Raw genomic sequence first — 24,037 nt, forward strand, 5'->3', positions numbered from 1 at the left:
ACATAAGCAGCCTGATCGACGAGCTCGCTTCAGGCCTTTCCCGCAATACACTTTTAAGGATGATGGTATGACTAAGCTATTGGTAATCGAGACCAGTCCGCGTGGCAAACACTCCGTGTCGCGCAACATGACGCGTCGTTTCGTGCAGGACTGGCGTGCCGCGCACCCGGATGGCGCAGTGATCGAACGTGACCTCATGGATGCCGGACTTCAGTTTGTCAACGCTGCCTGGTTGCAAGCCTACTTCACCCCGGTGGAACAACACACTCCCGCGATGGCGAATGAGTTACAGCTGTCGGACGAACTCGTTGCGGAATTGCTGGCCGCCGATCACATTGTCATTGCAACGCCCGTCTATAACTATAATGTTCCGGCAGTGCTCAAGGCATGGATCGACCATATCGTGCGCAAGGGATTGACGCTGGGCTTCGATGGACGCGGCCTGGTGACGGGCAAGAAGGCAAGCGTATTGATCGCATCGGGTGGCGTGTATACCGAGGGTTCGCCCATCCAGCATCGCGACATCGCCACCCAATATCTGCGCCTGGTACTTGGCGTGATCGGTATCAGCGACGTGACCTTCGTTGCCGGCGGCGGGGCCAAGGCGGTCGATCTGGGCGAGGAAACCATGGAACGCTTTGTGGACAAGCTCGGCGCGGACCTCGGCCGCGCTGCGAGCGTTTGATGATGATCGGCGCGGCAAGCAGCCAAGGCTAGGGCACCTGTCCTAGTCGCAGACGCGCCTGCCAGGCATTTTGCTCCTGAGCGCCGGCCTGTGTAAAAGGCCTGGCGCGTCTCCCATTCTGTTGTACAATCCTTGAGAACGGTCGTGCTTTTTTGTGCGCTGAGCATCCTTGCGTGCAGTCATCACGGCAACCGATAAGAACAAGGAGACAGACATGGACCTGCATTACACGGCCGAGGAGACGGCTTTCCGCGACACGCTGCGCGCCTTCCTCGATACCCATCTGCCGGTGGACTTGCAGCGCAAGGTGCGCCAGCATTTGCGCTTGGCCAAGGATGATTACGTGCGCTGGCACAAGATTGTCGCGCAGCAAGGCTGGGCCGCGCCGGCCTGGCCCGTCGAATACGGCGGCACGGGCTGGACGTCCGTGCAGCGCCACATCTGGGAAGACGAGTGCGCGCGTGCCGCCACGCCGCCCATCCTGCCTTTCGGCGTCAATATGGTGGCGCCCGTCATCATGGCTTTCGCTAACGCCGAGCAAAAAGCCTATTATCTGCCGCGCATCCTCAATTGCGACGACTGGTGGTGCCAGGGCTATTCGGAGCCGGGCGCCGGTTCCGACCTCGCTTCTCTGAAAACCACGGCCGAGCGCGACGGCGAGCATTACATCGTGAATGGCCAGAAAACCTGGACCACCCTGGGCCAGCACGCGGACATGATCTTTTGCCTGGTGCGCACGGATAGCACGGTGCGCAAACAGGAAGGCATCAGTTTCTTGCTGATCGACATGAAAACGCCGGGCATCACCGTGCGCCCCATCATCATGCTCGATGAAGAACATGAAGTGAACGAAGTCTTTTTTGACAACGTGCGCGTGCCCGTCAGCAATCTGGTCGGCCAGGAAAACAAGGGCTGGACTTACGCCAAGTATCTGCTGGGGCACGAACGCACGGGCATCGCCGCCGTTGGCCGCTCCAAGCGCGAGCTGACGTTCCTCAAGCAGCTGGCCATGCAGCAAACCAAGCGCGGCGCGCCGCTGTTGCACGATCCCGCCTTTGCCGCCAAGGTGGCCCACCTGGAAATCGAATTGATGGCGCTGGAAATGACGGTCTTGCGCGTCATCAGCGACGAGGGCAAGGGGCCGGGACCGCAGGCCTCGATGCTGAAGGTGCGCGGCTCAGAGCTGCAGCAGCAGCTGACGGAACTGATGGTGGAAGCCATCGGCCCGCAAGCCTTGCCCTTCGACCCGGCATTTCTTGACGGCAGCGCGCCGCACAGCAGTGGTGGCGACGACCTGGCCGCGCCGCTGGCCGCGTATTACTTCAACTACCGCAAGACATCGATCTATGGCGGCTCGAATGAAATCCAGAAAAACATCATCACGCAGATGATCCTGGGCCTGTAAGCCAGAAGGAGACGACATGGACTTCCATTTTAATCAGGAACAGCAGCAATTTGCCGACGCGCTCAGGCGCTGGGTCGACAAGGATTACCGCTTCGAAACGCGGCAAAAAATCATCCACTCGGCCACAGGCACGTCCGATGCGGCCTGGGCCACCCTGGCCGAACTGGGCATGACGGCCTTGCCGCTGCCGGCCGGCGCGGGCGGCTTCGACGGCACGGCCGTCGACATGTTGCTGGTGATGCAGGAACTGGGCCGTGGCCTGGTGGTCGAACCGTATTTCGCCACCGTGCTGGGCGCGCGTTTCCTCACGTTGGCGGGCGGCCATGATGGCGTGCTGGAGCAGGTGGCCAGCGGCAGCCTGAAGCTCGCTTGCGCGCTGGGCGAGCGCCAGTCGCGCCACGATATGCACGCTATCGCCACCACGGCCATCGCCAGCGGCGACGGTTTCGTGCTGGATGGCGAGAAAACCGTCGTCATCCACGGTGCCCAGGCGGGCGCGCTTGTCGTCTCGGCGCGCAGCGGCGGCGGCCAGATGGATACGGACGGCATCTCGCTGTTCCTCGTGCCAAGTGACGCGCCCGGCGTTTCCGTGCGCGACTACCGCACCATCGACGGCCAGCGCGCCGCCACCGTGACCCTGGTGCAAGTGGTGCTGGGGCACGACGCCCTGGTGGGCCAAGCGGGGCAGGGCTGGCCCGTGCTGGACGCAGCGCTCGACTATGGCGCCGCCCTGCTGTGCGCGGAAGCCGTGGGCGCCATGGACGCCATCTTTGCCGCCACGCTCGAATACTTAAAAGCGCGCCAGCAGTTCGGCGCGCCGATCGGCAAGTTCCAGGCCTTGCAGCACCGCATGGCCGACATGTTCATCCACCTGGAGCAGGCCCGTTCGATGGCCATGCTGGCCGCCGCCAAGGTCGACAGCGCGGATGCGTCTGAGCGCCGCCGCACGGTCTCCGCCGCCAAGGCGAGAGTCGGGCTGGCCGCCACCTTTGTCGGCCAGCAAGCCGTGCAATTGCATGGCGGCATGGGTGTGACGGACGAATTGCCCGCCGCCCACCATTTCAAGCGTTTGAGCATGATCGCCCTGACTCTGGGCGACGTGGAGCACCATATCGAGCGCTTTATCGCCCAGCCGGGCTTCTTGCCGACGGAGACCGCATGACCGCATTGACGGAAATCAAACCCAAGCATTGGTATTTCGAAGACTTTACGCAGGGCCTGGAAATCGACCTGGGCCAGCGCCACGTGACGGAAAAGGAAATCATCGCCTTCGCCACGGATTTCGACCCGCAGCCGTTTCACGTCGACCATGCTGCCGCAGAAAAAACCATCTTCAAGGGCGTCATCGCCAGCGGCTGGCATACCTGCGGCATGATGATGCGCCTGGTGGTGGATAATCTGCTCAAGCACTCGTCCAGCATGGGCTCGCCCGGCCTGGACAGCATCCGCTGGCTCAAACCCGTGCGCGCCGGCGACACCCTTCAGCTGACCTACCAGGTCAAGGAAGTGCGCCCGTCCACGTCGAAGCCGGACCGCGGCATCGTCATTTCCGTGTGGAGCGTGCGCAACCAGCACGGCGAGGTGGTGACCACCGTCGAAGGCATGGGCATGTTCGGCCGCCGCCCGGCAGGAGAGCACCATGCGTGATATCGCCGGTATCGCCGGTTTCCAGGCATTGGCCGGGCAGCACGTGGCCGTTTCCGACTGGCTTACCATCACCCAGCAGCGCATCGACACCTTTGCCGATGCCACGGACGACCACCAGTGGATTCATGTGGACGCCGAGCGCTGCACGCGCGAGTCGCCCTACGGCTGCACCGTGGCGCACGGCTTTCTCACACTGTCCTTGCTGCCCGCCATGCTGCAGGGTGCTTTGAATATGGCTGGCATCCGCATGGCCATCAACTATGGCTTGAACAAGGTGCGCTTTCCCGCGCCCGTGCCCGTCGGCAGCCGCCTGCGCGCGCGGCTCGACATCCTGTCCGTCGACGACCTGCCGGAAGGCGCGCAAGTGAACTGGGCCGTCACCATGGAGCGGGAAGGCGACGCGAAACCCGTGTGCGTGGCGGAGTTCCTGATGCGCTGCTATCCCTGAGGGATAAGCCTGGCTCGCCGCGTAGGTGGGGTAGGTTGGCGTAGGTCGGAGTAGGTCGGCGTAGGTCGGCTTAGCCCGCAGGGCGTAAGCCGACACAAAGAGCCGATAGCCTGCCTCCTCACTCCCCCTCCGCCGAGCAATACCTGTCCCGCCCCGTATGCTTGGCGCGGTACAGCAGGGCATCGGCGGCGCGGATCAGGGTGCTGGGGTCCATGCCTTCGGTCGGCATGACGCTGGCCATGCCCAGGCTGACGGTGACGTGCGGGCCGACACTGGACCTGGCGTGGGCAATTTCCAGGGCGCGCACTTCGTCGAGGATGCGCTGGGCTACCACTTCGGCGCCGTCGCGCGTTTCCTGCGGCAGCAGGATGATGAATTCCTCGCCGCCATAGCGTGCCAGCAGGTCGGGCGGGCGCACGGCGCAGCGGCGCAGGGCGGCGCTTACCTGCTGCAGGCACAGGTCGCCCGCCTGGTGGCCATACGTATCGTTGTAGTCCTTGAAATGGTCGATGTCGGCCATGATGAGGGCCATCGGCACGCCGTCGCGTGCGCAGCGCCGCCATTCGCTGTCCATGGTCTCGTTGAAGCTGCGCCGGTTGGCCACGCCCGTCAGCGAGTCCGTCAGCGACAGTTCACGCATGGCGTCGGCCTGGCGCTTGATGGTCAGCTGGCTGCGTACGCGGGCCCGCACGACGGCCGCGTTGAACGGCTTCGTGATGAAATCGACGGCGCCCGCTTCCAGCGCCCGCGTCTCGTCTTCGGGCTGGTTCAGGGCCGTGACGAAAATGACGGGAATGGCGCAGAGGATGGCCGATTCGCGCAGCGCGCTGCACACGGCGTAGCCATCCATGCCGGGCATGACGGCGTCGAGCAGAATCAGGTCCGGCAGTTGATTATGTGCGATTTCCAGCGCCTTCTCGCCGCTCAGGGCGAACAGCACCTCGTGTTCCTCGCGCAGCAGCTGGTGCAGGATCTGGATGTTTTCCATGGCGTCATCGACGATGAGGATGCGCCCGTTCATGGCAAGGTTGGTCCAGCTCACTTGTTTTCCTCTCGTTTCAGCTGATCGAGCACGAGTTTTTCCGCTTCGGAAAAATTCAGGGTCTCGATCGCGTTTGCCATCGCCAGCGCCGCTTCCCGGTCTGACTGTTGCAGGGCGGGCTGCAGGGCGTGGAAGTGTGCCAGCGCCTTCAGGTTGTTGTTACGGATCAGGACGAGCAGTTCGGCCAGGCTGGCGCGCACGTCGAGCGGCGCGCTGCCGGGCGCGGCAACTGGCGGCTGGCCGCGCCGCAGGGGCGAGGGCAGGGCACGCGTCGCTTTGATGACTTCGGCCATCGCCAGTTCCAGCTGTCCCAGCAAGGCGGCCGTGGCGTGCGATTGCCCCGTTTTCAGCATTTTCTCCGCCTCGGCGGCCAGGCGGGCGACGTGCGTGGCGCCCAGGTTGGCGGCCACGCCGCAGACGCGGTGCAGCAACTGCGCCGCCTGCTGCGTCTGGCCAGCGGCCAGCAGGCGCCGTGTTTCTTCGACTGCGTCGCCTTGCGAATTCTCAAAGCGTTTGAGCAGGGCCAGGAAGGCGCCGTAGTCGCCGCCGAAGCGCTGCAGGGCCGCCGCCAGGTCGATGCCGGGCACCGTGGCCGGCACCTCCGGCATGGGTGCGACGGCATGGCCGGCCGGGACGGTGCCGCCGCTGCCTCCCAGGGGCGCCGGTACCAGCCGGATCAGGGTCTCGATCATTTCGTCGACATCGATGGGCTTGGCCACGTGCGCATTCATGCCGCTGGCGATGGCGCGCAGGCGGTCCTCGTGCATGGCATTGGCCGTCATGGCGATGATGGGCAAGTCCGGCAAGCCCAGCGCGCGGATGGCCAGCGTGGCGTCATAGCCATTCATGACGGGCATCTGCAAATCCATCAGCACCACGTCCCAGGCGTGCGGCGTGTTGGTGAGCAAGTCGACGGCCAGCTGGCCGTTGGCGGCCATGGCCACCTGCGCGCCCGAGTGCAGCAAGATGTACTGCGCCACTTCCTGGTTGATTTCATTGTCTTCCACCAGCAGCACGCGCATGCCTTCCAGCAAGCCCGACAGGGGAGTGGACACGGGCAGCGCGGACGGAGCGCTGCGGCCATTGCGTCCATCCCGCACGGCCGTCACGGCCGCCAGCAGGCGCGCCGGGGTGGCCGGTTTCGAAACGATGCCGGCCAGCATCAGGCTGTCGGCCAGGCGTTCGAGGTTTTCGCTGTCCTGGTCGGCCACCAGCATGATCACGGGCGGCAGCGCCAGGTGTTCGTCGGCGCGCGCCTCGGTGAGCATGGAAATGCCATCCATGCCGGGCATGGCCACGTCGAGCAGCACAAGATCTGCCGGCGGCAAGCCGTCCAGGCCGCTGGCGCTGGCGCGCAGCAGCGCCAGGCCGGCCGCGCCGCTGTCGGCGCTGCGGCTGTGCCAGCCCTGCGCCGCGCACCAGTCTTCCAGCATGGCGCGCACGCTGGCATTGTCGTCGATGATCAGCAGCGACAGGGCCTTGGGCATACTCTTGCCGGGCGGCTCGGGCGGCGGCGCCACCTTGTCGAAGCGGCAGCTGAAGCGGAAGTCGGAACCCTGGCCCAGCGCGCTTGTCACGCTGAGTTTGCCACCCATCAATTCCACCATGCGCCGGCAGATGGCCAGCCCCAGTCCCGTGCCGCCGTATTTGCGGCTGGTACCGCTATCGCCCTGGGAAAACGCGTCGAAGATGCGTTCCTGTTCGGCCGCGGCTATGCCGATGCCCGTGTCGCGCACGGAAAACTCCAGCGTGGCGCTGGCCGCATCCTCGGCCACCATGGTGATGGCCAGCACCACTTCGCCATGCGCGGTGAATTTGACGGCGTTGCCGACCAGGTTGAGGAGGATCTGTTCCACGCGCAGGGCGTCGCCGATCAGTTCGTCCGGCACGCCGGGTTCGAGCACGAATACGGGCTCCACGCCGCGCGCCCAGGCGCTGTTGGCCAGCAGCACGCTGACGCTGCCCAGCAGGCGATCGAGCTGGAAGCGGTGCTGTTCCAGCACCATCTGTCCCGCCTCGATCTTGGAAAAGTCCAGCACGTCGTTGACGATATTGAGCAGCGACTGGGTCGCCATCTGGATCTTGCCGACATAGCTGCGCTCGCGCCGTTCCAGCGGCGACTCTTCCAGCAGGCGTGCCAGGCCGATGATGGCGTTCATCGGCGTGCGGATTTCATGGCTCATGTTGGCGACGAATTCGCTCTTCGCCGTGCTGGCCGCCTCGGCCTTGTCGCGCGCGCGTAGCATCTGCTCGTTGAGTTCGTGCAGGCGCAATTCCGTGCGCTTGAGTTCGGATACGTCCGAGGCCATCACGAAGAAGCCGCGCACGCCGCCGCTGTCGTCGACATCGGGGATGTAGTTGGTCCACGTATGGCATACCTGGCCCGTGGGATCGAGCAGGTCGCGCTCGAAGCTTTGCGGCAGGCCCGCCAGCACGCCTTCAACATGCGTCGCATACACGTCGAACAGTTCTTGCCCCAGCAATTCGCGCATGTGGATGCCGGCCAGTTCGGCGCTGCTGCGGCCAAACCATTCGTTATAGAATTTATTTGCGAAGCGGCAACGCAGATCGGCGTCCCAGTACGACACCATGCCGGGCAGGTTGTCGGTGACGGTGCGGATGAAGCGCTCGTTCTGTTCCAGGCGTAAGGTGGTGGCGTGCAGCACCTCGGTGGCGCGCTTGCGTTCCGTGATATCGATCGAGACCCCCAGCACATGGCTGGCGCGCCCCGCATCGTCGCGCAAGACCACCTTGCGCGTGGTGAAGTGGCGCGTGGTGCCGTCGGCCGTATTGATCGCTTCCTGTTCGACTTCCACCATCTGCCCCGTGGCCAGCAGCTTGCGGTCGGCGCTGACGAAGGCAGCAGCCTGCGGCGGCGGGAAGAAGTCGTGGTCGGTCTTGCCCAGCAATTGCTCGCGCGAGCGTCCCAGGGTCAGTTCCGCGTGGCGGTTGACCATTTCAAAGCTCAGCTTGTCGGCGCGCTTGACGAAGACCATGGCCGGGATGTTTTCGATGATGGTGCCGAACAGATGTTTCGAGCGGCGGAATTCCGCTTCGCTGCGCTTGCGCTCGGTAATGTCCAGCCACAGGCCCGACACGCCCAGCAATTGCTGCTCGGGACCGAAAATCGGGTGATACGAGATGATCCAGTGACTCAGCTGTTCGCGCTGCTGCCCGCTGTGGCCTTTCAATTCGATGTCGACGATGGGCATGCCCGTCTGCAGCACCTGGCGCACGCAGCGCTCCACGTCCGCGCGCACGGCGTCGTCGAACAGCATGGCGCCCACGGGACGGCCCAGATGCTGCGTCACGCTGGCGCCGTGGATGGCGGCCAGGTAGTGGTTGATCATGACGATGCGCAAGTCCAGGCCCACGAACAGCAAGCCGATGGGTGCCGTCGCGTACACGGTTTCCAGCAGGCGGGTAGATTTTTCCAGGGCCAGCGTGCGTTCGGCCACCAGGCTTTCAAGCTGCGTGCGGTGGCGCCGCAGGTCGCGTTCCAGCGCGCCCAGGGCGCTGGCCATGTCGGCCGATTCGCGGTCCGCGTGCTTGTTCGAGAGCAAGGGTTTGCCCTGCGCCAGCGCGTGGATCTGCAAGGTCAGTTCCTGCAGGGTGAGGGCCAGGCGGCTGCCCACGCGCCAGGCCAGGGCAAAGCCGGCACCCAGCAGCAAGGCCAGGATGACGGAACCCGTGACTACCGAGCCCAGCAGCGCTTCGGCCACCGTGCTGCTGCGCATGGTGACGGCCACCGTCCAGGCGGCGTCCGGGGCGCGGCGAAAGCCCGTGTAGACATCCAGGCCTTCCAGGGTGGCATGGCGCAGCACGCCTTCGCGCGCCTGGCGTATCTGTTCCAGCAGGGGCGCCACGCTGCGCTGGCCCACATAGCGCTGTGGCGCCAGGGTGCGTGCCACGTTGATGCCGTCGGCATTGATGATGGCCGCGCCCAGGTAGGCAGGCAGGTGCAGTTCGCGCAGCAGCAAGGGTAGGTAGTCGGGCGGGTACAGCGCAATCAATACATGGGCGGCACCCTGGGCACGCGGCAAGGGCAGGTTCAGCGCCAGCCGCGGCACCTCGTCGGGCGCCATGAGCAGGCTGGTCAGCCGCGGCTTGCCGTACTCGCGCGTGCGTTCCATGCTGGCGGCCCATTTTTGCGGCAAGGGGGGCGGCGCCAGATTGGCGGGCAGGGCAGTATTGATCAGCTGGCGTCCCCTGGCGTCGGAGACGATGAAGGCGCTGACGGCCATGCCTGGCTGCAACAGGCTGTCGGCCAAGATGCGCAGGGCGCCGATGTCGTCCGCTTGCAGGGCGGGCGAGGCGGCGAGGATGCGCGCTGCCATCTGGGCGCCGTTCAGGTCGCGTTCGACGGCGGCGGCGACTGCCCGCGCCGCCTGCGCCGTTTCGCTGACGACATGCTCGCGTTCGCGCGTGTAGCTTTGCGCCACGAGCAGCAGAAACACGAGTGCCGTCGGCATGACCCAGGCGAGCACCAGCCATGAAATTCTTGAGCGTATCGAAGGCAAATCTTGCACCCGGAAAGCTCCCAGAATGGATGAGTCGACAGGCAGGCTCACGCTGGCGCTGGCTGACCTTGAATGAAAAGATGCTAGACGAAATTGATTGCGCTGACAAGCCTAAGTAGGTCGCAATAAATTATTGTGATTTCTGACTTCCATAACCGGCGCTCTGCGGTGTTGCCCGCTGCTAGCAGTGCTCGCACTGCGTCGCAGCTGGCGCCTTGCAGAGCATCCGGTTCTGTTCGTCATAACTTCACAATAATTTCCCACGACCTACTTAGCTTCTTGAATGGAAAAAAGCTTGTGCAAGGTATACAGAAGAGGGGTGACACCCATCCCGCCGTGGCGGCGGGATGGCAATGCAGCTTACGGGACGACGGTCAGCACATCGACATCGATTTCCGGGCTTTCCATGAAGTCTTTTTCCACTTCACCACGGATTTCCACCTGGGTTTTGGCGTCGATCTTGCGGTTCATGAAGACCTTGTCGTCGATGTCCACGCGGATTTCCGCCGTGCCATCGGAGAAGGTGTATTTTTCCTTGCTCACTTTGCGCAGCAAATGGCCGCGCAGCACGACGGCCTGGTCGTCGACGGGGTTTTTCAGGATGGCGGCCACGCTGCTGGGCGCGGTGGGGCCGGCCGTCGGCCCCACGTATTGGGCTTGCGCGCTGCCGGCCAGCAAGGCGCTGGCGGCGGCCAGGGAGACGATGAGTTTGCGGTGCAGAGACATGGTATTCCTTTGATAGTGACGGCCTTGTCAGAAAAACACGGCGGTATGGGAAATGATAGCACCGGTATTGCCATAGGCTACGTTCGCCCGCACGCTGCCCGTGCCCAGGGTGTTGAAATGCGCGAAAATCAAGCCACGGAATGTATTTTCTTTAAGAAACAACAGGTTCTGGAATAAAATACCCCCGCACGCCGCTGGCGTGTATCGTCTGAAGAATTTGTCGAGGAGCAAGCATGGCAAGGCCAGAGAAAGTCCGGCTCGGTGAAATTTTGGTGCAGCAGAAATTGCTGACGGAAGAACAGTTGGGCCAGGCCTTGACGGAACAGAAGCGCTCGGGGCGCAAGCTGGGCCGAGTTTTTGTCGAGCACGGCTTTGTCACGGAAGAGCAAATTTCGGGCGCACTGGCGCGCCAGCTCGACATTCCCTACATCAACCTGAAGTTTTTCAACATCAATCCCGAACTGGTGCGGCTGTTGCCGGAAACCCAGGCGCGGCGCTTTCGCGCGCTGGTGCTGGAGGACCGGCGCGAGGGCTTGCTGGTCGGTATGTCCGATCCCACCGACCTGTTCGCGTACGATGAAATCTCGCGCCTGGTCAAGCGCCATATCGAGCTCGCTGTCGTCAATGAAACGGAAGTGCTGGCCGCCATCGACCGCATCTACCGCCGCACGGAAGATATTTCCACCCTGACGCGCGAGCTGGAGCAGGATCTGGGCGACGTATCCGTCGACTTTGGCGCGCTGGCCGCCAATCCGGGCCTGGAAGAGGCGCCCATCGTCAAGCTGCTGCAATCGGTGTTCGAGGACGCCACGCAGGTGCGCGCCTCGGACATCCACATCGAACCGCAGGAAGGCCGGCTGCAGATCCGTTTCCGCATCGACGGCGTGCTGCACCTGCAGACAGAAGCGGACAGCAAGATCGCCAGTTCGCTGGCGCTGCGCCTAAAACTGATGTCGGACCTGGATATTTCCGAGAAACGCTTGCCGCAGGATGGCCGCTTCGCCATCCGCGTGAAAAACCAGCGCATCGATGTGCGTATCTCCACCATGCCGACGCAGTACGGCGAATCGGTGGTGATGCGGCTGTTGAACCAGGGCGGCACGACCTTGCGCCTGGACGCCATCGGCATGCCGCCCAAGCTGGTGGAACGCTTCCGCGCCATCGTCAACCGCCCGAACGGCCTGGTGCTGGTGACGGGGCCGACCGGTAGCGGCAAGACGACGACCTTGTACTGCGCCCTGGCCGAACTCAATTCCGTGGAAAAAAAGCTCATCACGGTGGAAGACCCCGTCGAGTACCGCTTGTCCGGCATCAACCAGGTGCAAGTGAACGAGAAGATCGAGCTGAGCTTTGCCCGCGTGCTGCGTTCAGCCCTGCGGCAAGATCCCGATATCGTGCTCGTCGGCGAGATGCGCGACCAGGAAACGGCGCAAATCGGCTTGCGCGCCGCCATGACGGGTCACCTGGTGCTGTCGACCCTGCACACCAACGACGCCATCAGCACGCCGCTGCGCCTGATGGACATGGGCGTGCCCCGCTACATGGTGGGCAGCTCGCTGCAAGCCGTGCTGGCACAGCGCCTGGTGCGTGTGATCTGCGAAAGCTGCAGCACGCCCTACGTGCCCACGCCGAACGAATACGAATGGCTGCGCCTGGAACTGGGCGAGCTGGTGGAGCGCAACCAGTATTTTCATGGCAAGGGCTGCTCGCATTGCAATGGCATGGGTTACCGGGGCCGCACGGGCGTGTACGAATTGCTGGAAATCACGCGCGCCGTGGCCGATGCCGCCAATCATGCCGATCCGTCCCACTTCATGAAGGTGGCGACGGCGCAGATGGCGGGCGACACCCTGCGCCGCCACGCCGTGCAGCTGGTGGTGCAGGGCCGCACGACGGTGATGGAAGCGATGCGCATCAGCAACCAGAGCGAGGATTGAGGTGCCATTTTTTGCTTACAAGGCGCGCAACGCCAGCGGCGAGCTGCTGACCGGCGTGATGGAAGGCGCCGACAGCGGCGCCGTGGCCGACCAGTTGTTTTCCACCGGCGCGACGCCGGTGGAAATCCTGGTGACAAAAAAGGCCGCCACCACCGGCGCCGATATCGGCTGGTGGCAAAGACTGACGGAGAAAAAAGTCAGTTCGATGGACGTGCAGCTGTTCAGCCGCCAGCTGTACACCCTGCTCAAGGCGGGCGTGCCCATCATGCGCGGCCTGGCCGGCTTGCAGGAGTCCGCCATCAGCCCCGCGTTCGGGCGCATCATCAAGGATGTGCGCGAATCGCTCGACGCGGGCCGCGAACTGTCGGCCGCCATGGCGCGCCACCCGACCGTGTTTACGCCGTTTTACCTGTCGATGGTGCGCGTGGGCGAAATGACGGGGCGCCTCGATGAAGTCTTCCTGCGCCTGTTCGACCACCTGGAGTTCGACCGCGACATGCGCGCGCGCGTGAAGTCGGCGACGCGCTACCCGAGTTTCGTGATCGTGGCCATGCTCCTCGCCATGGTCATCGTCAATATGTTCGTGATTCCCCAGTTCGTGAAAGTGTTCGCCAGCTTCAATGCCGAACTGCCCTTGATGACGCGCATCCTGATCGGCACGTCGGCTTTCATGGTGGCGTATTGGCCTTTGCTACTGGTGCTGACTATTGCCGCGATAGCCGCTTTTCGGGCCTGGTTGCGTACCGTGCCTGGCCGCTACACATGGGATCGCTACAAGTTGAAATTTCCCATCGCCGGCAAGATCATCCTGAAAGGCACCATGGCGCGCTTCGCGCGCAGCTTCGCCCTGTCCAGCACCAGCGGCGTGCCCATCGTGCAGGCGCTGACGGTGGTGTCGCAGACGGTGGATAACGCCTATCTGTGCGCCCGCGTCGAGCAGATGCGCGACGGCGTCGAGCGCGGCGACAGCATCCTGCGCACTTCGGTGGCGGCAGGCGTCTTCACGCCGGTGGTGCTGCAAATGATCGCCGTCGGTGAAGAGTCCGGTTCGCTGGATGAGCTGATGGATGAAATCGCCCAGATGTACGAACGGGAAGTGGATTACGAATTGAAGACCCTGTCCGCGCAGATCGAACCCATCCTGATCACCTTTCTTGGCGTCATGGTGCTGGTGCTGGCGCTGGGCATCTTCCTGCCCGTGTGGGACCTGGGCAAGGTGGCCCTGCATAAATGAAGCCGCGCATTTCGCCAAAAAACAACATGTTGGCTGGCAAGGCAAGGCAGCGCGGCTTTACCTTGTTTGAATTGGCCGTTGCCGTGTCCGTCATCGCTGTGCTGGCGGTCGTGCTGCTGAGCCGGTTGACGGTGCTTCAGCAGGAAGCGGAGCAGGTCGCGGTACAGCAAACGGTCATGGCTTTGCGCGCGGGCCTGCGCATGCAAGTGCTGGAACTGTATGCGTCCGACCGGCAAAACCAGTTGCCGGCGCTGGCGGGGCAAAACCCCGTCGATTGGCTGCTTGAAAAGCCGGCCAATTATTTGGGTGCATATACGGCGCCGGAGATGGAAAAACTTCCCCTAAGTCATTGGTTTTTTAATAGAAGTAATGCAGAATTGGTATATATATTAAATCGAGGCAACACTTTTAACGGATACCATTCCGAGTTGCTTCAATTCAAGGTAAGCTTGCGACAAGCGTCCGCTACTCCTGCCAGGCCCTCAACCCCGGCTGATGCGCCCGAGGTGGCCCTGATACAGGTGGGCGAGGCGGGCGGGCTGAAATAATTTTTTATTCTGTCGGCAAATTTTGCCAGCATTGTTTTTTTGATTTTTTGGAGATCAGCATGAAACTGCAGTCAATTCGTCGTTTTCAACAAGGTGCTCAAGCGGGCTTTACGCTGATCGAGTTAGTCGTCGTCATCGTCATCCTGGGCATATTGGCGGCCACCGCGATTCCCCGTTTTATCAATATGTCGGCTGACGCGCGCCTGGCGAAAATCAACGGCGCCCGCGCCTCGGTGCAGGCTGGTGCAGCCCTGGCCCATGCGCAATGGCTGGTCAATGGTGCGCTTGCCACGGCTCCCTCGGTGCTAATGGATGGCGTTGCTGTCACTCTGGCGAACGGCTATCCTACCGCTGACGCCAACGGCATCCTCGCGGCGGCCGGCATCGGGGCACCGGATTTCAGCGTGACGGGCACGGGGCCGTTAACCATTGCCGCTGACGCCGCTCATACCACCTGCTCGTTCACCTATGCGGCGGCGTCGGCCACTGCCGCGCCGGTGGTGGGTCCCACACCTACCACTGCCGCTACAAATTGTTAAGGACGTAGTTCCCGCCTGCTGCGGCCATTCGCGCCGCAGGCGATCCGCCTGGCTCGCCAGGCGTTTTTCATTCTTCCTGGCATGTTTCAGCCGGCATGCCGCTCATTGCCACAGGTATCCACGATGCTGTCTGCAGCAGGTTTGATGTTTGCCGGGCCTGCCAGCCGTGGGCGGCGGCAGCGCGGTTTCACCCTGGTCGAGCTGATCGTCGTGCTGGTGGTGGGTGGCCTGCTGGCGGCCGTCGCCATGCCGCGTTTCTTCCGGCAAGACAGTTTTGACGCGCGCAGCTTTGCCGATCAAAACGTGAGCATGCTGCGCTATGCGCAAAAACTGGCGATCGCGCAAAACCGTCCCGTCTTCGTGCAGCTCAACGGCACCCGCATTGCCCTGTGTTTCAATACCGCCTGCGACGCGGCCAATCGCGTCTTGCCGCCAGCCGGCGGCAACAGCGGCCGCACAGCCACCTTGAGCGCCTGCGCCAATACCACGGCGTGGCTGTGCGAAGCGGCGCCCAACAAGATCAGCTATAGCGTGCCTTTGGGCGCAGCCGCCTTTTACTTCAATGCCCTGGGCCGTCCTTACAAGTCCACTGACACCGAACCCGTGTCGACCTTTCCTGCGCGCGTCAGCATCGGCATCAGCGGCGGCGGCATCCCGCGTACTATCGTGGTCGAAGGAGAGACCGGCTATGTCCATTACTAGGATAGCCGTCTTGCCGGTGCGCAGAACGGCGCAGCGCGGCGTGACCCTGATCGAGCTGGTCATCTTCATCGTGGTGGTCAGCATCGCCGTCGTGGGCCTGCTGCAAATTTTCGCCCGCACCACGGCCAGCAGCGCCGATCCGCAATTGCGCAAGCAGGCGCTGGCCATCGCGGAAGCCATGCTCGATGAGATCGAAGGGGCACGGTTTACGTTTTGCGATCCGCTCGCCGATCCGGCCGCCGATATGGCGACGAATGCCGCACCGTTCGACAGCGCCACCAATCCCACCGGCTGTACCACGCCGCAAAATGTCAGCGCGACGGTACCCGCCTCGGGGCGGCCGTATTACAACGTCAGCGACTATGTGCGCGCCTTCAACACTCCCGAGAGCTACAAGGATGACGTGGCCAAAAAGTTGTTTCCTGACGGCTATAAGGTGAGCGTGACCATCAGCCCCGACGCGGAACTGGGGCCGGAAAAGGCCACCTTGCCTTCGGACGCCACGCCGATCAACATGAATGTCTTGCGCATCACGGTCACCGTGACTTATGCCACGAATCAACAGCTCGTGCTGGCCGGCTACCGCACGCGCTACGCAGGCAATGCCGTCCCATGATGATGTCTTTACACCCCCGGCAGCGCGGTTTTACCTTGATCGAACTGATCGTGGTGATCGTCATCACGGCCATCGTCGCCGGCATGGTGACGCTGTTCATTCGTGCCCCAGTGCAAAGTTACCTGGATGTAGCCGCCCGCGCCGAGCTGGCGGACGCGGCTGATTTGGCGACACGCCGCATCACGCGCGACGTGCGCCTGGCCTTGCCCAACAGCGTGCGCGTGACGAGCAATAGCAGCGGCAGTTTTCTGGAGCTGTTGCTGACCAAGACGGGCGGGCGCTATCTGTCGGAAGACGACCCGAACACGATACCGGGCAATGTGCTGGCCTTCGATCCCCTCACGCCGAGCAACCCGGATGTATTTACCATCGTCGGCGCTGCGCCGTCCGGCGTGCAGACCATCGTTCCCGGCGACTTTATCGTCGTCAACAATCTGGGCGATCAGCCTCCCGTGGACGCCTATGATTGCAGCGGGCAGTGCAACCGCGCCCAGGTCGCTTCCATCAGCGGCAACGATGTTACGCTGGTCAAGAACCCCTTTGTCGCGCAAACACCCTCCATGCCTTCCCTCAGCTATCGTTTCCAGGTGGTCAGTACGGTCGTGACCTATCATTGCGCGCCGAATGCGAACGGCACGGGCACGCTGACGCGCTATGCCGGCTATGCGATCCAGGTGGCCCAGCCGGAGAGCACAGCGGCGCTGACCGGCGCGCCGTCCGCGGCGCTGATGGCCAATCAGGTGGCCGCTTGCGCCTTTTCCTTCGATACCCTGCCCAACCTGCAGCGCGGCCTGGTCAGTGTCAGCCTGACCCTGGGCGCGCCCGGCGGCAACGCTGGCCAGATCACGCTGGTGCAACAGGCACAGGTCAATAATTCGCCATGAGACTATTGCTATCCTCCATGCCGCAGCGGTGCCGGCCATGCCGTCCGGCGCGCGGCTTCAGCATCGTCACCGCCATCTTCCTGCTGGTGGTGCTGTCCGCGCTGGGCGTGGCGCTGCTCTCCATCTCCACCATGCAGCATGCCGAGTCGGCGCTGGACGTGCAGGGCGCGCGCGCCTACCAGGCGGCCCGCGCCGGCATGGAGTGGGGCGTGTACCGGCAGCGCGTCGACGGTAAATGCGAAGCCAGCCGCGATTTTGCCTTGCCAGCGAATGGCGCCCTGAACGGCTTTAGCGTGACCGTGCGCTGCACGCAGGCGCCGGGTGCGCTGCCCCGTTTTCAGGTGATTGCGACCGCCTGCAACCAGCCCGTGGGTGGCGTGTGCGCCACCGCCAATGCCACCAACCATCCCGATTATGTGCAGCGCGTCGTGCAGGCCGAGTTTTAAATACGCTACTCTCAAGGAATAATATGCAGGCAATCATCGCCGTATGGATAGCCGTTGTGGCCCTGCTTGCTTGCGCACCGGTCCAGGCGGCAACCTACGCCAACACCAGTTTTGCCTACAGCTGGATCGACGCCAGCAATCATGCCAAGCTTGGCTATAACACCACGCCCTACCGATTCAACGGTTCCGCCGGCTGCGGTACCTCGCCGCCCGTCCTTGACGACACGCTCAGCGATGCCTTGCCCATCGGTTTCAGTTTCATGTATTCGGGCGTGGCCTTCAGCACCCTGCGCGTGATGACGAACGGCCGGGTGCAGTTCAATAACAATGTCACTTGCGGCTATGGCAGCCCGGTGCAGACGCTGCCGTATCCGAACAGCAGCTTGAATTACACCATGCGCATCTATGGCAACGACCTCGATCCCACCTCGAAACTGGAAGTACCGACCTACAATACCGCCTGCGCCAGCCGCCTGACTTGTTACGTCAGCTACGCCACCATCGGCACGGCGCCGTACCGCAGCTTCGTGGTGACCTGGAATAATGTGCCGGAATGGACCACGGGCACCAGTACCACTGGCTCTTACAGCCTGCAATTGATCTTGCAGGAAAACGGCGAATTCATCTACCAGTACGGCACGGCAGTGGCGGGACCTTCCGCCAAGCTGGGACAGATCGGCTGGCAAGCCGACAGCAACGATTACGACACGCCGCAAACCGGTTTTCCGGTCACCAATTCAGCGATCAAGTTCTATATTCCCCGCCCCGTGCTCGAGTACCGCATGGAGCAGCCCAGCTGGAACAATACGCCCGAGCAAGTAACCGATACCAGCGGTAACGGGCGCGACGGCACGGTGCTGGGCGGCGCGCAGACGATCGCTGCCGGCCGCGTCTGCCGCGCCGCCAGCTTCCCCCTCAATACCAGCGCCGCCGCCATCGCCGCGGTCGACAGCGGGCTGTCGGTGCCCGCCACCATGGGCGGCGCCGGCACCATCACCTTCTGGTACAAGGCCAATACGGCCTGGTCCGGCAGCGGAACGCGCGATGCGCAACTGCTCGACGCCACGCAGATCAACAACGAGTGGTTTTTTCTCGTGCGGCGCAGCACGGGCGCCCTGCGCTTCGTCGTCACGGACAGCCTGGGCAACGTGCGCGCGGTGGAAACGGCTGCCAATAGCGTGCCCGCCGGCACCTGGAAGCATATCGCCGTGAGCTGGAGCTTCAATGCGCTGGCGGCGTCCAGTAGCGACCGCCTGCGCATCTACGTCGATGGCGTGCTGCAAAAGGAGTCGGCGTTTACCACCGCCGCGGTGGTCTCGCCGCGCATCGGCAGCCTGTTCATTGGCGACAACCGCAGCGCGGTGACGGGACAGAGCGGCAGCGGCAATTCCACCGATGGCGCCATCGACGAATTGCGTGCCTATAATTACGAGGGCGGCCTGGCGCTGGTGCAGCGCGACCAGAATCTCAGCCAGGCTGGCTGCCTGAGCCATTACGCGGTGACGAATGCGGGGTCGGGCCTGACGTGCCAGCAAAGCACGCTCACGGTCACGGCGCATGACGTCAATCACAATAATATCGTGATGCCGAACAACACCACGCAAATCCTGCTGACTACCTCGAACGGTATCGGCGACTGGGCCCTGATCGCGGGCTATGGCGTGCTGTCCAATGGCACGCTGAACGACGGCGTGGCGACCTATCTGTTCAACGGCGAATACCAGGCCGTGTTTGGCCTGAGCAGCGGCACGGCCGCCACCGTCAGCGTGAATGTGACGGATGGGCAGTTCACGGAGCAGGAAGACCAGTCGCTGGTGATCAAGGCCTGCGCCGTGGCGCGCTTCAACGCCTGCGAGGCGACGTCTCCCCGTTGCGTGCCCAGCACCAGCAGCCTGACCTATGCGCGCCTGAATACCAAGCTGGCCGACACGGCCTTCAAGCTGGACCTGGTCAAGCTGAAGACCGATGCCAGCCTGGAAACGAGCTTTAAAGGCAAGGCCACGGTGGATTTGCTGGTCAATACCGCCACCGGCGTGGCGCTGGGGGCGAATAACTGCCCGGCCAGCCAGACGGCCGTGATTCCGCTGGGCCTGGTTGCGTTCACGGGCGGCTATTCGAGCGCGAATGTGAGCATCCCTGCCACCGCCCTCAGCGCCGTGGCGCCCAGGTACAGCGCCTACCGTGATGTGCGCGTGCGCGTCACTTGCACGGCAGCCGAGTGCGGCAGCGCCAACGTGGGCTGCTCGACCGACAGCTTTGCCGTGCGGCCGCAGCAGTTCACGCTCAGCTCGAACATGAGCAACAGCGCCCTGAGCGGCACGCCCAGCCTGGCGGCGGGCGCCCAGTTCACCTTGGGCGCGACGGCCGTTGCCGGTTATAACGGCACGCCGCTGGTCGACAATTCCGTGGCCGGCCAGAAAATCGTCGGCTTCGTCAGCGCCAGCGACTATAGCGACCGCCTGAGTTCAAGCTCCAACGCCAGTCCATTTCCGCTGGGACAGGCGGTGCTGGCCAGCGGCCTGGCCAGCAGCAGCGGCGTGACGTACAACGATGTCGGCACCTTCAGTATGCTGCCCGAGGCGGTGCTCGACAATGCCTACACCAGCGTCGACCAGCCTGGCGACTGCGTCATCGGCAGCAGTAGCAATACAGACGTGAATGGCAAGTTTGGCTGCAATATTGCCAACCAGGCGCAAAGCCCGGAACCCGTCTTCGGCCGCTTCTTCCCTGACCACTACGCGCTCACGGGCGCGCTGACGGCGGCCTGCGGCGATTTCACCTACATGGGCCAGCGCGAACTGGGCGTCGTGCTGGGTGCGACGGCATTGAGCAAGGGCAAGCAGATTCTGGCGCGCTATGGCAGCGCCTATCCCGGACTCGCCAGTGTCAGCGTGGGCGCGGGCAATGCCGGCGCGGCACTGTCCATCGGCCGCCTGGCGCCAGCCTTGCCCGCCTTTGCCTGGAACCAGGGGCGCAGCGGGCGTTCCTACACGACTGATGGTGGCGCGTATGCCGCCGGCAGCACGCAAGTGGTGGTGGCAGGCAGCGGTGGCCTGTCGGCGGGCGAACTGATCAAGTTTGGCGGCGACGGCGCCATTTACACGGTGCAGGCAGGCACTGCGGGCGCGGGCAGCATCACGCTCGCCGCGCCTGGCCTGCAGCAGGCGATTCCCAGCGGCGCGACCGGCATCACGGTACTGCACAGCTTTGACCGGCTGGCCAGCGGCCAGGATGGCCCGTACGATGATTTTTCGCTGGTGGTGGGCATCAGCGACAGCGACGGCGCGCTCATTTCCAGCGTGAATGGCCTGGCGGTCGCGCCCGCCGCCAGCGTCGCCATCGGCGATACCCGGCTGCGTCATGGCCGCTTGCGCATCAACAATATGTATGGCTCGGAACAGCGCGCGCTGCGGGTGCCCCTGGTCGCGCAATACTGGAACGGCAGCGCATATGCCGCCAATACGCTGGACAATTGCACGGCCTTGCTGCGCAAGAATTTCGTCTTGAAGGATTATCTCAACCTGACGGATGTGCAGTTGCCAGCCGCGAGCACCTTGCCGCTCGACAGTGGCTTGCTGCAGCAGGGCGGCGGCAGCGTGCTGATGGCCAAACCCGCCGCACCCGTGAAGAAAAAAGGTACGCTCACGCTGCAGTCGCTGATACCGTACCTGCCGGGACAGGCGCGCGAAACCATAGGCGCATTCAAGAGCGAGCCCATGTTCTTCATGCGCGAAATATATTGAAGGATGTGTGATTTTTCGGCGCGTCGTGATAATCGTGGTGTTTTCCTGAAAAAATATTGTCAATAATTTCTTTTTTAGCCTGTTCCTACCTGCTATGAATTAAAATTGATTGAATGCATCATTCGGACGGCACCGCTGTCGTAGCATTTCATTATCTGGATCGGTGGCATGGGTTTATTCGCAAAAGCAAAAAAACACGAGGGTTGGCTGGCGACATCATTTTCAGCGGAAGGTGTGTGCGCTGCCGTGGTCAAGCGGCGCGCGGACGACAAGCCGCTGGTGCAGGCGGCGGTCATGTATCCCGGACGCAAGCCGCTGGCGGCGGCGACCCTGGAAAAAATGCACCGGGATATGCATGCCCAGTCTTATCGCAACACCACTTTGCTGGGCGCGGGCGAGTATCAGATACTGACGCTCGACGCGCCGAACGTGCCGCCGGAAGAGCTCAAGACTGCCGTGCGCTGGCGCCTGAAGGACATGCTCGACTTTCCGGCGGCGGACGCTACCGTCGACGTCATCGATATTCCCGCCGACAAGAACGGGCCTGGACGCGCGCAATCGCTGTTCGCCGTCGCGGCGCGCAACAATGCCGTGGCCCAGCGCCAGGCGCTGTATGGCGAATGCAAGATCGCCCTGTCGGTCATCGATATCCCGGAAATGGCCCAGCGCAATATCGCGGGCTTGATGGAAACGCAGGGCCGCGGCCTGGCCATGCTGTCTTTCGATGGCGAAGGGGGGCTGTTGACCGTGACGTTCGATGGCGAACTGTACCTGGCGCGCCGCATCGACGTCACCGTGGTGCAACTGGCCGATACCAGCGACGCCCAGCGGCAGCAGTATTACGACAAGATCACGCTGGAACTGCAGCGTTCCTTTGACCACTTCGACCGTCAATTCCATTTTATTTCCGTTGCCAGGCTGGTCCTGGCGCCGACCGGCAGCGACGGCCTGCATGCTTACCTGGCGGACAATTTGTACATGCCGGTCGAGGCGCTGGATCTGACGGCCCTGTTTGATTTTTCCAAGGTGCCGGAGTTGTTGGCCGTTGCCGGCCAGGCGCGCTTTTTCCTGGCCCTGGGTGCGGCCCTGCGGCAAGAGGAGATGCCAGCGTGAGCCAGCAAATCAATCTGTTCAACCCTGCGTTTGAAAAACGCAAGCAGGCGCTGTCGGCGGTGGGTTTGCTGCGGGGCCTGGGGCTGGTCCTTGCCGCCAGTGCCGCAGTGGTCTGGTTCGGCGCGCGCCAGGTGGCCGCGCTGGAGCGGACGGCGGCCGACGCCAAGGTCGTGCTCGATGCACGCGAGGCGAAGCGGGCGGATGTGTTCGCGCGGTTTCCCGTGCCCGGCAAGGACCCGCTGATCGCGGGCGCGCTGGGCCAGGCCGAGGCTGACCGCAGCGCCTTGCTGGAAGCCGGGCAAATTCTGCAGGGCGGCGAACTGGGCAATACACACGGCTATGCCGATTATTTCCGCGCCTTCGCACGCGCCAGGGTCAATGGCTTGTGGCTGACGGGAGCGAGCATCGCCGGCGCCGGCAAGGAAATCGGCTTGCAGGGGCGCGTCGTGCAGCCGGACTTGCTGCCCCAGTACATCAGCGCCTTGTCCAGGGAATCGGCGTTGCAGGGCAAATCCTTCGCGCGCCTGGACATGGCCACCGCGCAGCTTCCTGCCCAGGCCGCCGTATCAGCGCCGGCATTGCCGGGCGCAGCGCCGGCTGCTGGCGTGGCAGCACTGGCGCCGCGCTTTATCGAATTCAGTTTGCAATCGTCGGCGGCACCCGCCAGCGGCGCAGGGGCGGTCAAGCAATGAAACAGCAATGGCAACAATTTGCCCTGAAATTTGATGCGCTCAGCGTGCGGGAACGGTTCATGGTCTTTGGCGCCAGTGCCGCGCTGCTGATTTTCATGGTTGTGTATCTGGCCGTCAATCCGCAGTTGGCCAAGCGCAAGGCGCTGACCGACACGATTGCCCAGCGGCAACTGGCCGTCGCGGCCATCGATACCGAGATGGCGCAAAGGATGGCCGCGCATGCAGGCGACCCCAACTTGCAGGACCGCATCCGGCTCGAACGGATCAGGCAGGAAGTGCAGCAGATGCGGCAGGCCCTGCAATCGACGCAAAACGGCCTGGTGGCGCCCGAGCGCATCGTGCCGATGCTGCAGCAATTGCTGAAACAGCAGGCCAATTTGCGCCTGGTGTCGCTGGCCACCTTGCCATCCGGCGCCATGGGGCAGGGCGGCCATGTCGCCAGCAAGGCGGCGGCGTCCGCATCTGCCGCCGCGCCTGCCGGGCAGTCGCCAGTGGACGCCGAGCCGGCGAAGGCGCCGGCCGTGCTATACCGTCATGGTGTGGAAATCGTCTTGCGTGGAAATTATCTGGATATGGTGAATTATATGGATGCCGTGGAGGCCATGCCGTCCCATGTGTTCTGGGGCAAGCTCAATATGCAAGTCGAGCAGTACCCGAACGCCACGCTGAGCCTGACCTTGTACACGCTCAGCCTGGACGAGAAATGGATCGCGCTGTGATGCGCGCCCGTCGTTGCGTGTTCCTTGCTGGCGCGCTGCTGGCCTTGGCGCCGGGGGTGTTTGCCCAGGCGCTGGTCGATCCTACGCGGCCGCCCGATGCGGCGCCTGTCCTCGGTAGTGCGGCCTCTGCCGGTGCGGCGCGGCCGCAGCTGCAATCGGTGCTCATTTCGAATCAGCCTGGCGGGCGGCGCCTGGCCGTGATCGATGGCCGCAGCGTGCGCGCGGGTGACAAGGTGGGCGGCGCAGTCGTCGTCAGCATAGGTGAAGCGAGCGTGGCGCTACGGCGCGGCAAGACCCTGGAAACGCTGCGGCTGTATCCGCAGACGGTCGACGCCAATGATGCAATGCATGTACGAAGGAAACAGGTTCATGTCACCCAATAAATACAAGG

At 63.4% G+C, this 24,037-nt stretch carries 21 protein-coding genes; 18 read left to right on the forward strand and 3 right to left on the reverse strand.

What is annotated here, in order from left to right; translation table 11 throughout:
- The first annotated feature begins 67 nt into the window (after window positions 1-67).
- The 5 genes from ACP7EG_RS05210 (at window position 68) to ACP7EG_RS05230 (ending at window position 4,185) form a co-directional block, all read left to right on the forward strand.
- Window positions 68-685, forward strand: a complete 618-nt coding sequence (locus ACP7EG_RS05210; protein WP_426086709.1) for an FMN-dependent NADH-azoreductase — start codon at window positions 68-70, stop codon at window positions 683-685.
- Window positions 686-899: 214 nt separating this feature from the next.
- Window positions 900-2,090, forward strand: coding sequence for an acyl-CoA dehydrogenase family protein (locus tag ACP7EG_RS05215; RefSeq protein WP_426086710.1), 1,191 nt, complete (start codon window positions 900-902; stop codon window positions 2,088-2,090).
- A 16-nt stretch (window positions 2,091-2,106) separates the two neighbouring features.
- Window positions 2,107-3,252 carry an acyl-CoA dehydrogenase family protein gene (locus tag ACP7EG_RS05220; protein ID WP_426086711.1) on the forward strand — a complete coding sequence of 382 codons (1,146 nt, stop codon included), beginning with the start codon at window positions 2,107-2,109 and terminating at the stop codon, window positions 3,250-3,252.
- Window positions 3,249-3,737 (forward strand): MaoC family dehydratase, encoded by a 489-nt coding sequence (locus ACP7EG_RS05225; RefSeq protein ID WP_099763378.1) that lies wholly within the window; start codon window positions 3,249-3,251, stop codon window positions 3,735-3,737. Before ACP7EG_RS05220 ends, ACP7EG_RS05225 begins: the two co-directional genes overlap by 4 nt.
- Window positions 3,730-4,185 (forward strand): MaoC family dehydratase, encoded by a 456-nt coding sequence (locus tag ACP7EG_RS05230; RefSeq protein ID WP_426086712.1) that lies wholly within the window; start codon window positions 3,730-3,732, stop codon window positions 4,183-4,185. Before ACP7EG_RS05225 ends, ACP7EG_RS05230 begins: the two co-directional genes overlap by 8 nt.
- 118 nt (window positions 4,186-4,303) lie before the next feature.
- Here ACP7EG_RS05230 and ACP7EG_RS05235 read toward each other — a convergent pair whose 3' ends face one another.
- The 3 genes from ACP7EG_RS05235 to ACP7EG_RS05245 all read right to left on the reverse strand — a co-directional run bounded on the left by ACP7EG_RS05235 (window position 4,304) and on the right by ACP7EG_RS05245 (window position 10,473).
- The gene (locus tag ACP7EG_RS05235; protein WP_426086714.1) at window positions 4,304-5,227 is read right to left on the reverse strand and encodes a diguanylate cyclase domain-containing protein; all 924 of its coding nucleotides are present in this window, start codon (window positions 5,225-5,227) and stop codon (window positions 4,304-4,306) included.
- Window positions 5,224-9,699, reverse strand: coding sequence for a PAS domain-containing protein (locus tag ACP7EG_RS05240; protein WP_426086715.1), 4,476 nt, complete (start codon window positions 9,697-9,699; stop codon window positions 5,224-5,226). Before ACP7EG_RS05240 ends, ACP7EG_RS05235 begins: the two co-directional genes overlap by 4 nt.
- A 408-nt stretch (window positions 9,700-10,107) precedes the next feature.
- Window positions 10,108-10,473, reverse strand: a complete 366-nt coding sequence (locus tag ACP7EG_RS05245; protein ID WP_426086716.1) for a YgiW/YdeI family stress tolerance OB fold protein — start codon at window positions 10,471-10,473, stop codon at window positions 10,108-10,110.
- Window positions 10,474-10,706: 233 nt separating this feature from the next.
- Between ACP7EG_RS05245 and ACP7EG_RS05250 the strand changes: the two genes are divergently transcribed.
- From ACP7EG_RS05250 to ACP7EG_RS05310, 13 genes are all read left to right on the forward strand, one after another.
- Window positions 10,707-12,410 (forward strand): GspE/PulE family protein, encoded by a 1,704-nt coding sequence (locus ACP7EG_RS05250; RefSeq protein ID WP_096235892.1) that lies wholly within the window; start codon window positions 10,707-10,709, stop codon window positions 12,408-12,410.
- A gap of 1 nt (window position 12,411) precedes the next feature.
- Window positions 12,412-13,644 carry a type II secretion system F family protein gene (locus tag ACP7EG_RS05255; protein WP_426086717.1) on the forward strand — a complete coding sequence of 411 codons (1,233 nt, stop codon included), beginning with the start codon at window positions 12,412-12,414 and terminating at the stop codon, window positions 13,642-13,644.
- Window positions 13,641-14,192: a type II secretion system protein gene (locus ACP7EG_RS05260; protein ID WP_426086718.1), complete on the forward strand. Its 552-nt coding sequence runs from the start codon at window positions 13,641-13,643 to the stop codon at window positions 14,190-14,192. The genes ACP7EG_RS05255 and ACP7EG_RS05260 overlap by 4 nt, the downstream gene beginning before the upstream one ends.
- A 59-nt stretch (window positions 14,193-14,251) precedes the next feature.
- A complete protein-coding gene (locus ACP7EG_RS05265) occupies window positions 14,252-14,731 on the forward strand; it encodes a type II secretion system protein (RefSeq protein WP_426086719.1) in 480 nt (159 codons plus the stop codon).
- A gap of 123 nt (window positions 14,732-14,854) precedes the next feature.
- Window positions 14,855-15,433, forward strand: coding sequence for a pilus assembly FimT family protein (locus ACP7EG_RS05270; RefSeq protein WP_426086720.1), 579 nt, complete (start codon window positions 14,855-14,857; stop codon window positions 15,431-15,433).
- Window positions 15,420-16,049, forward strand: coding sequence for a type IV pilus modification PilV family protein (locus ACP7EG_RS05275; protein WP_426086721.1), 630 nt, complete (start codon window positions 15,420-15,422; stop codon window positions 16,047-16,049). Before ACP7EG_RS05270 ends, ACP7EG_RS05275 begins: the two co-directional genes overlap by 14 nt.
- Window positions 16,046-16,933, forward strand: coding sequence for a pilus assembly FimT family protein (locus ACP7EG_RS05280; RefSeq protein WP_426086722.1), 888 nt, complete (start codon window positions 16,046-16,048; stop codon window positions 16,931-16,933). Before ACP7EG_RS05275 ends, ACP7EG_RS05280 begins: the two co-directional genes overlap by 4 nt.
- Entirely contained in the window at window positions 16,930-17,379 is a 450-nt protein-coding gene (locus ACP7EG_RS05285) for an agglutinin biogenesis protein MshP (protein WP_426086723.1), read from the forward strand. The genes ACP7EG_RS05280 and ACP7EG_RS05285 overlap by 4 nt, the downstream gene beginning before the upstream one ends.
- Window positions 17,380-17,402: 23 nt before the next feature.
- Entirely contained in the window at window positions 17,403-21,122 is a 3,720-nt protein-coding gene (locus ACP7EG_RS05290; RefSeq protein WP_426086724.1) for a DUF6701 domain-containing protein, read from the forward strand.
- Between the two features lie 168 nt (window positions 21,123-21,290).
- Window positions 21,291-22,235, forward strand: coding sequence for an agglutinin biogenesis protein MshI (locus ACP7EG_RS05295; protein WP_426086725.1), 945 nt, complete (start codon window positions 21,291-21,293; stop codon window positions 22,233-22,235).
- Complete coding sequence (locus ACP7EG_RS05300; protein ID WP_426086726.1) at window positions 22,232-22,927, forward strand: MSHA biogenesis protein MshA; 696 nt, start codon at window positions 22,232-22,234, stop codon at window positions 22,925-22,927. The genes ACP7EG_RS05295 and ACP7EG_RS05300 overlap by 4 nt, the downstream gene beginning before the upstream one ends.
- A complete protein-coding gene (locus ACP7EG_RS05305; RefSeq protein WP_426086727.1) occupies window positions 22,924-23,646 on the forward strand; it encodes a hypothetical protein in 723 nt (240 codons plus the stop codon). The genes ACP7EG_RS05300 and ACP7EG_RS05305 overlap by 4 nt, the downstream gene beginning before the upstream one ends.
- Window positions 23,631-24,029: an MSHA biogenesis protein MshK gene (locus ACP7EG_RS05310; RefSeq protein ID WP_426086728.1), complete on the forward strand. Its 399-nt coding sequence runs from the start codon at window positions 23,631-23,633 to the stop codon at window positions 24,027-24,029. The genes ACP7EG_RS05305 and ACP7EG_RS05310 overlap by 16 nt, the downstream gene beginning before the upstream one ends.
- Window positions 24,030-24,037 lie beyond the last annotated feature (8 nt).

This window comes from Janthinobacterium sp. PSPC1-1 (assembly GCF_049897625.1).
Lineage (GTDB): Bacteria > Pseudomonadota > Gammaproteobacteria > Burkholderiales > Burkholderiaceae_D > Janthinobacterium > Janthinobacterium tructae.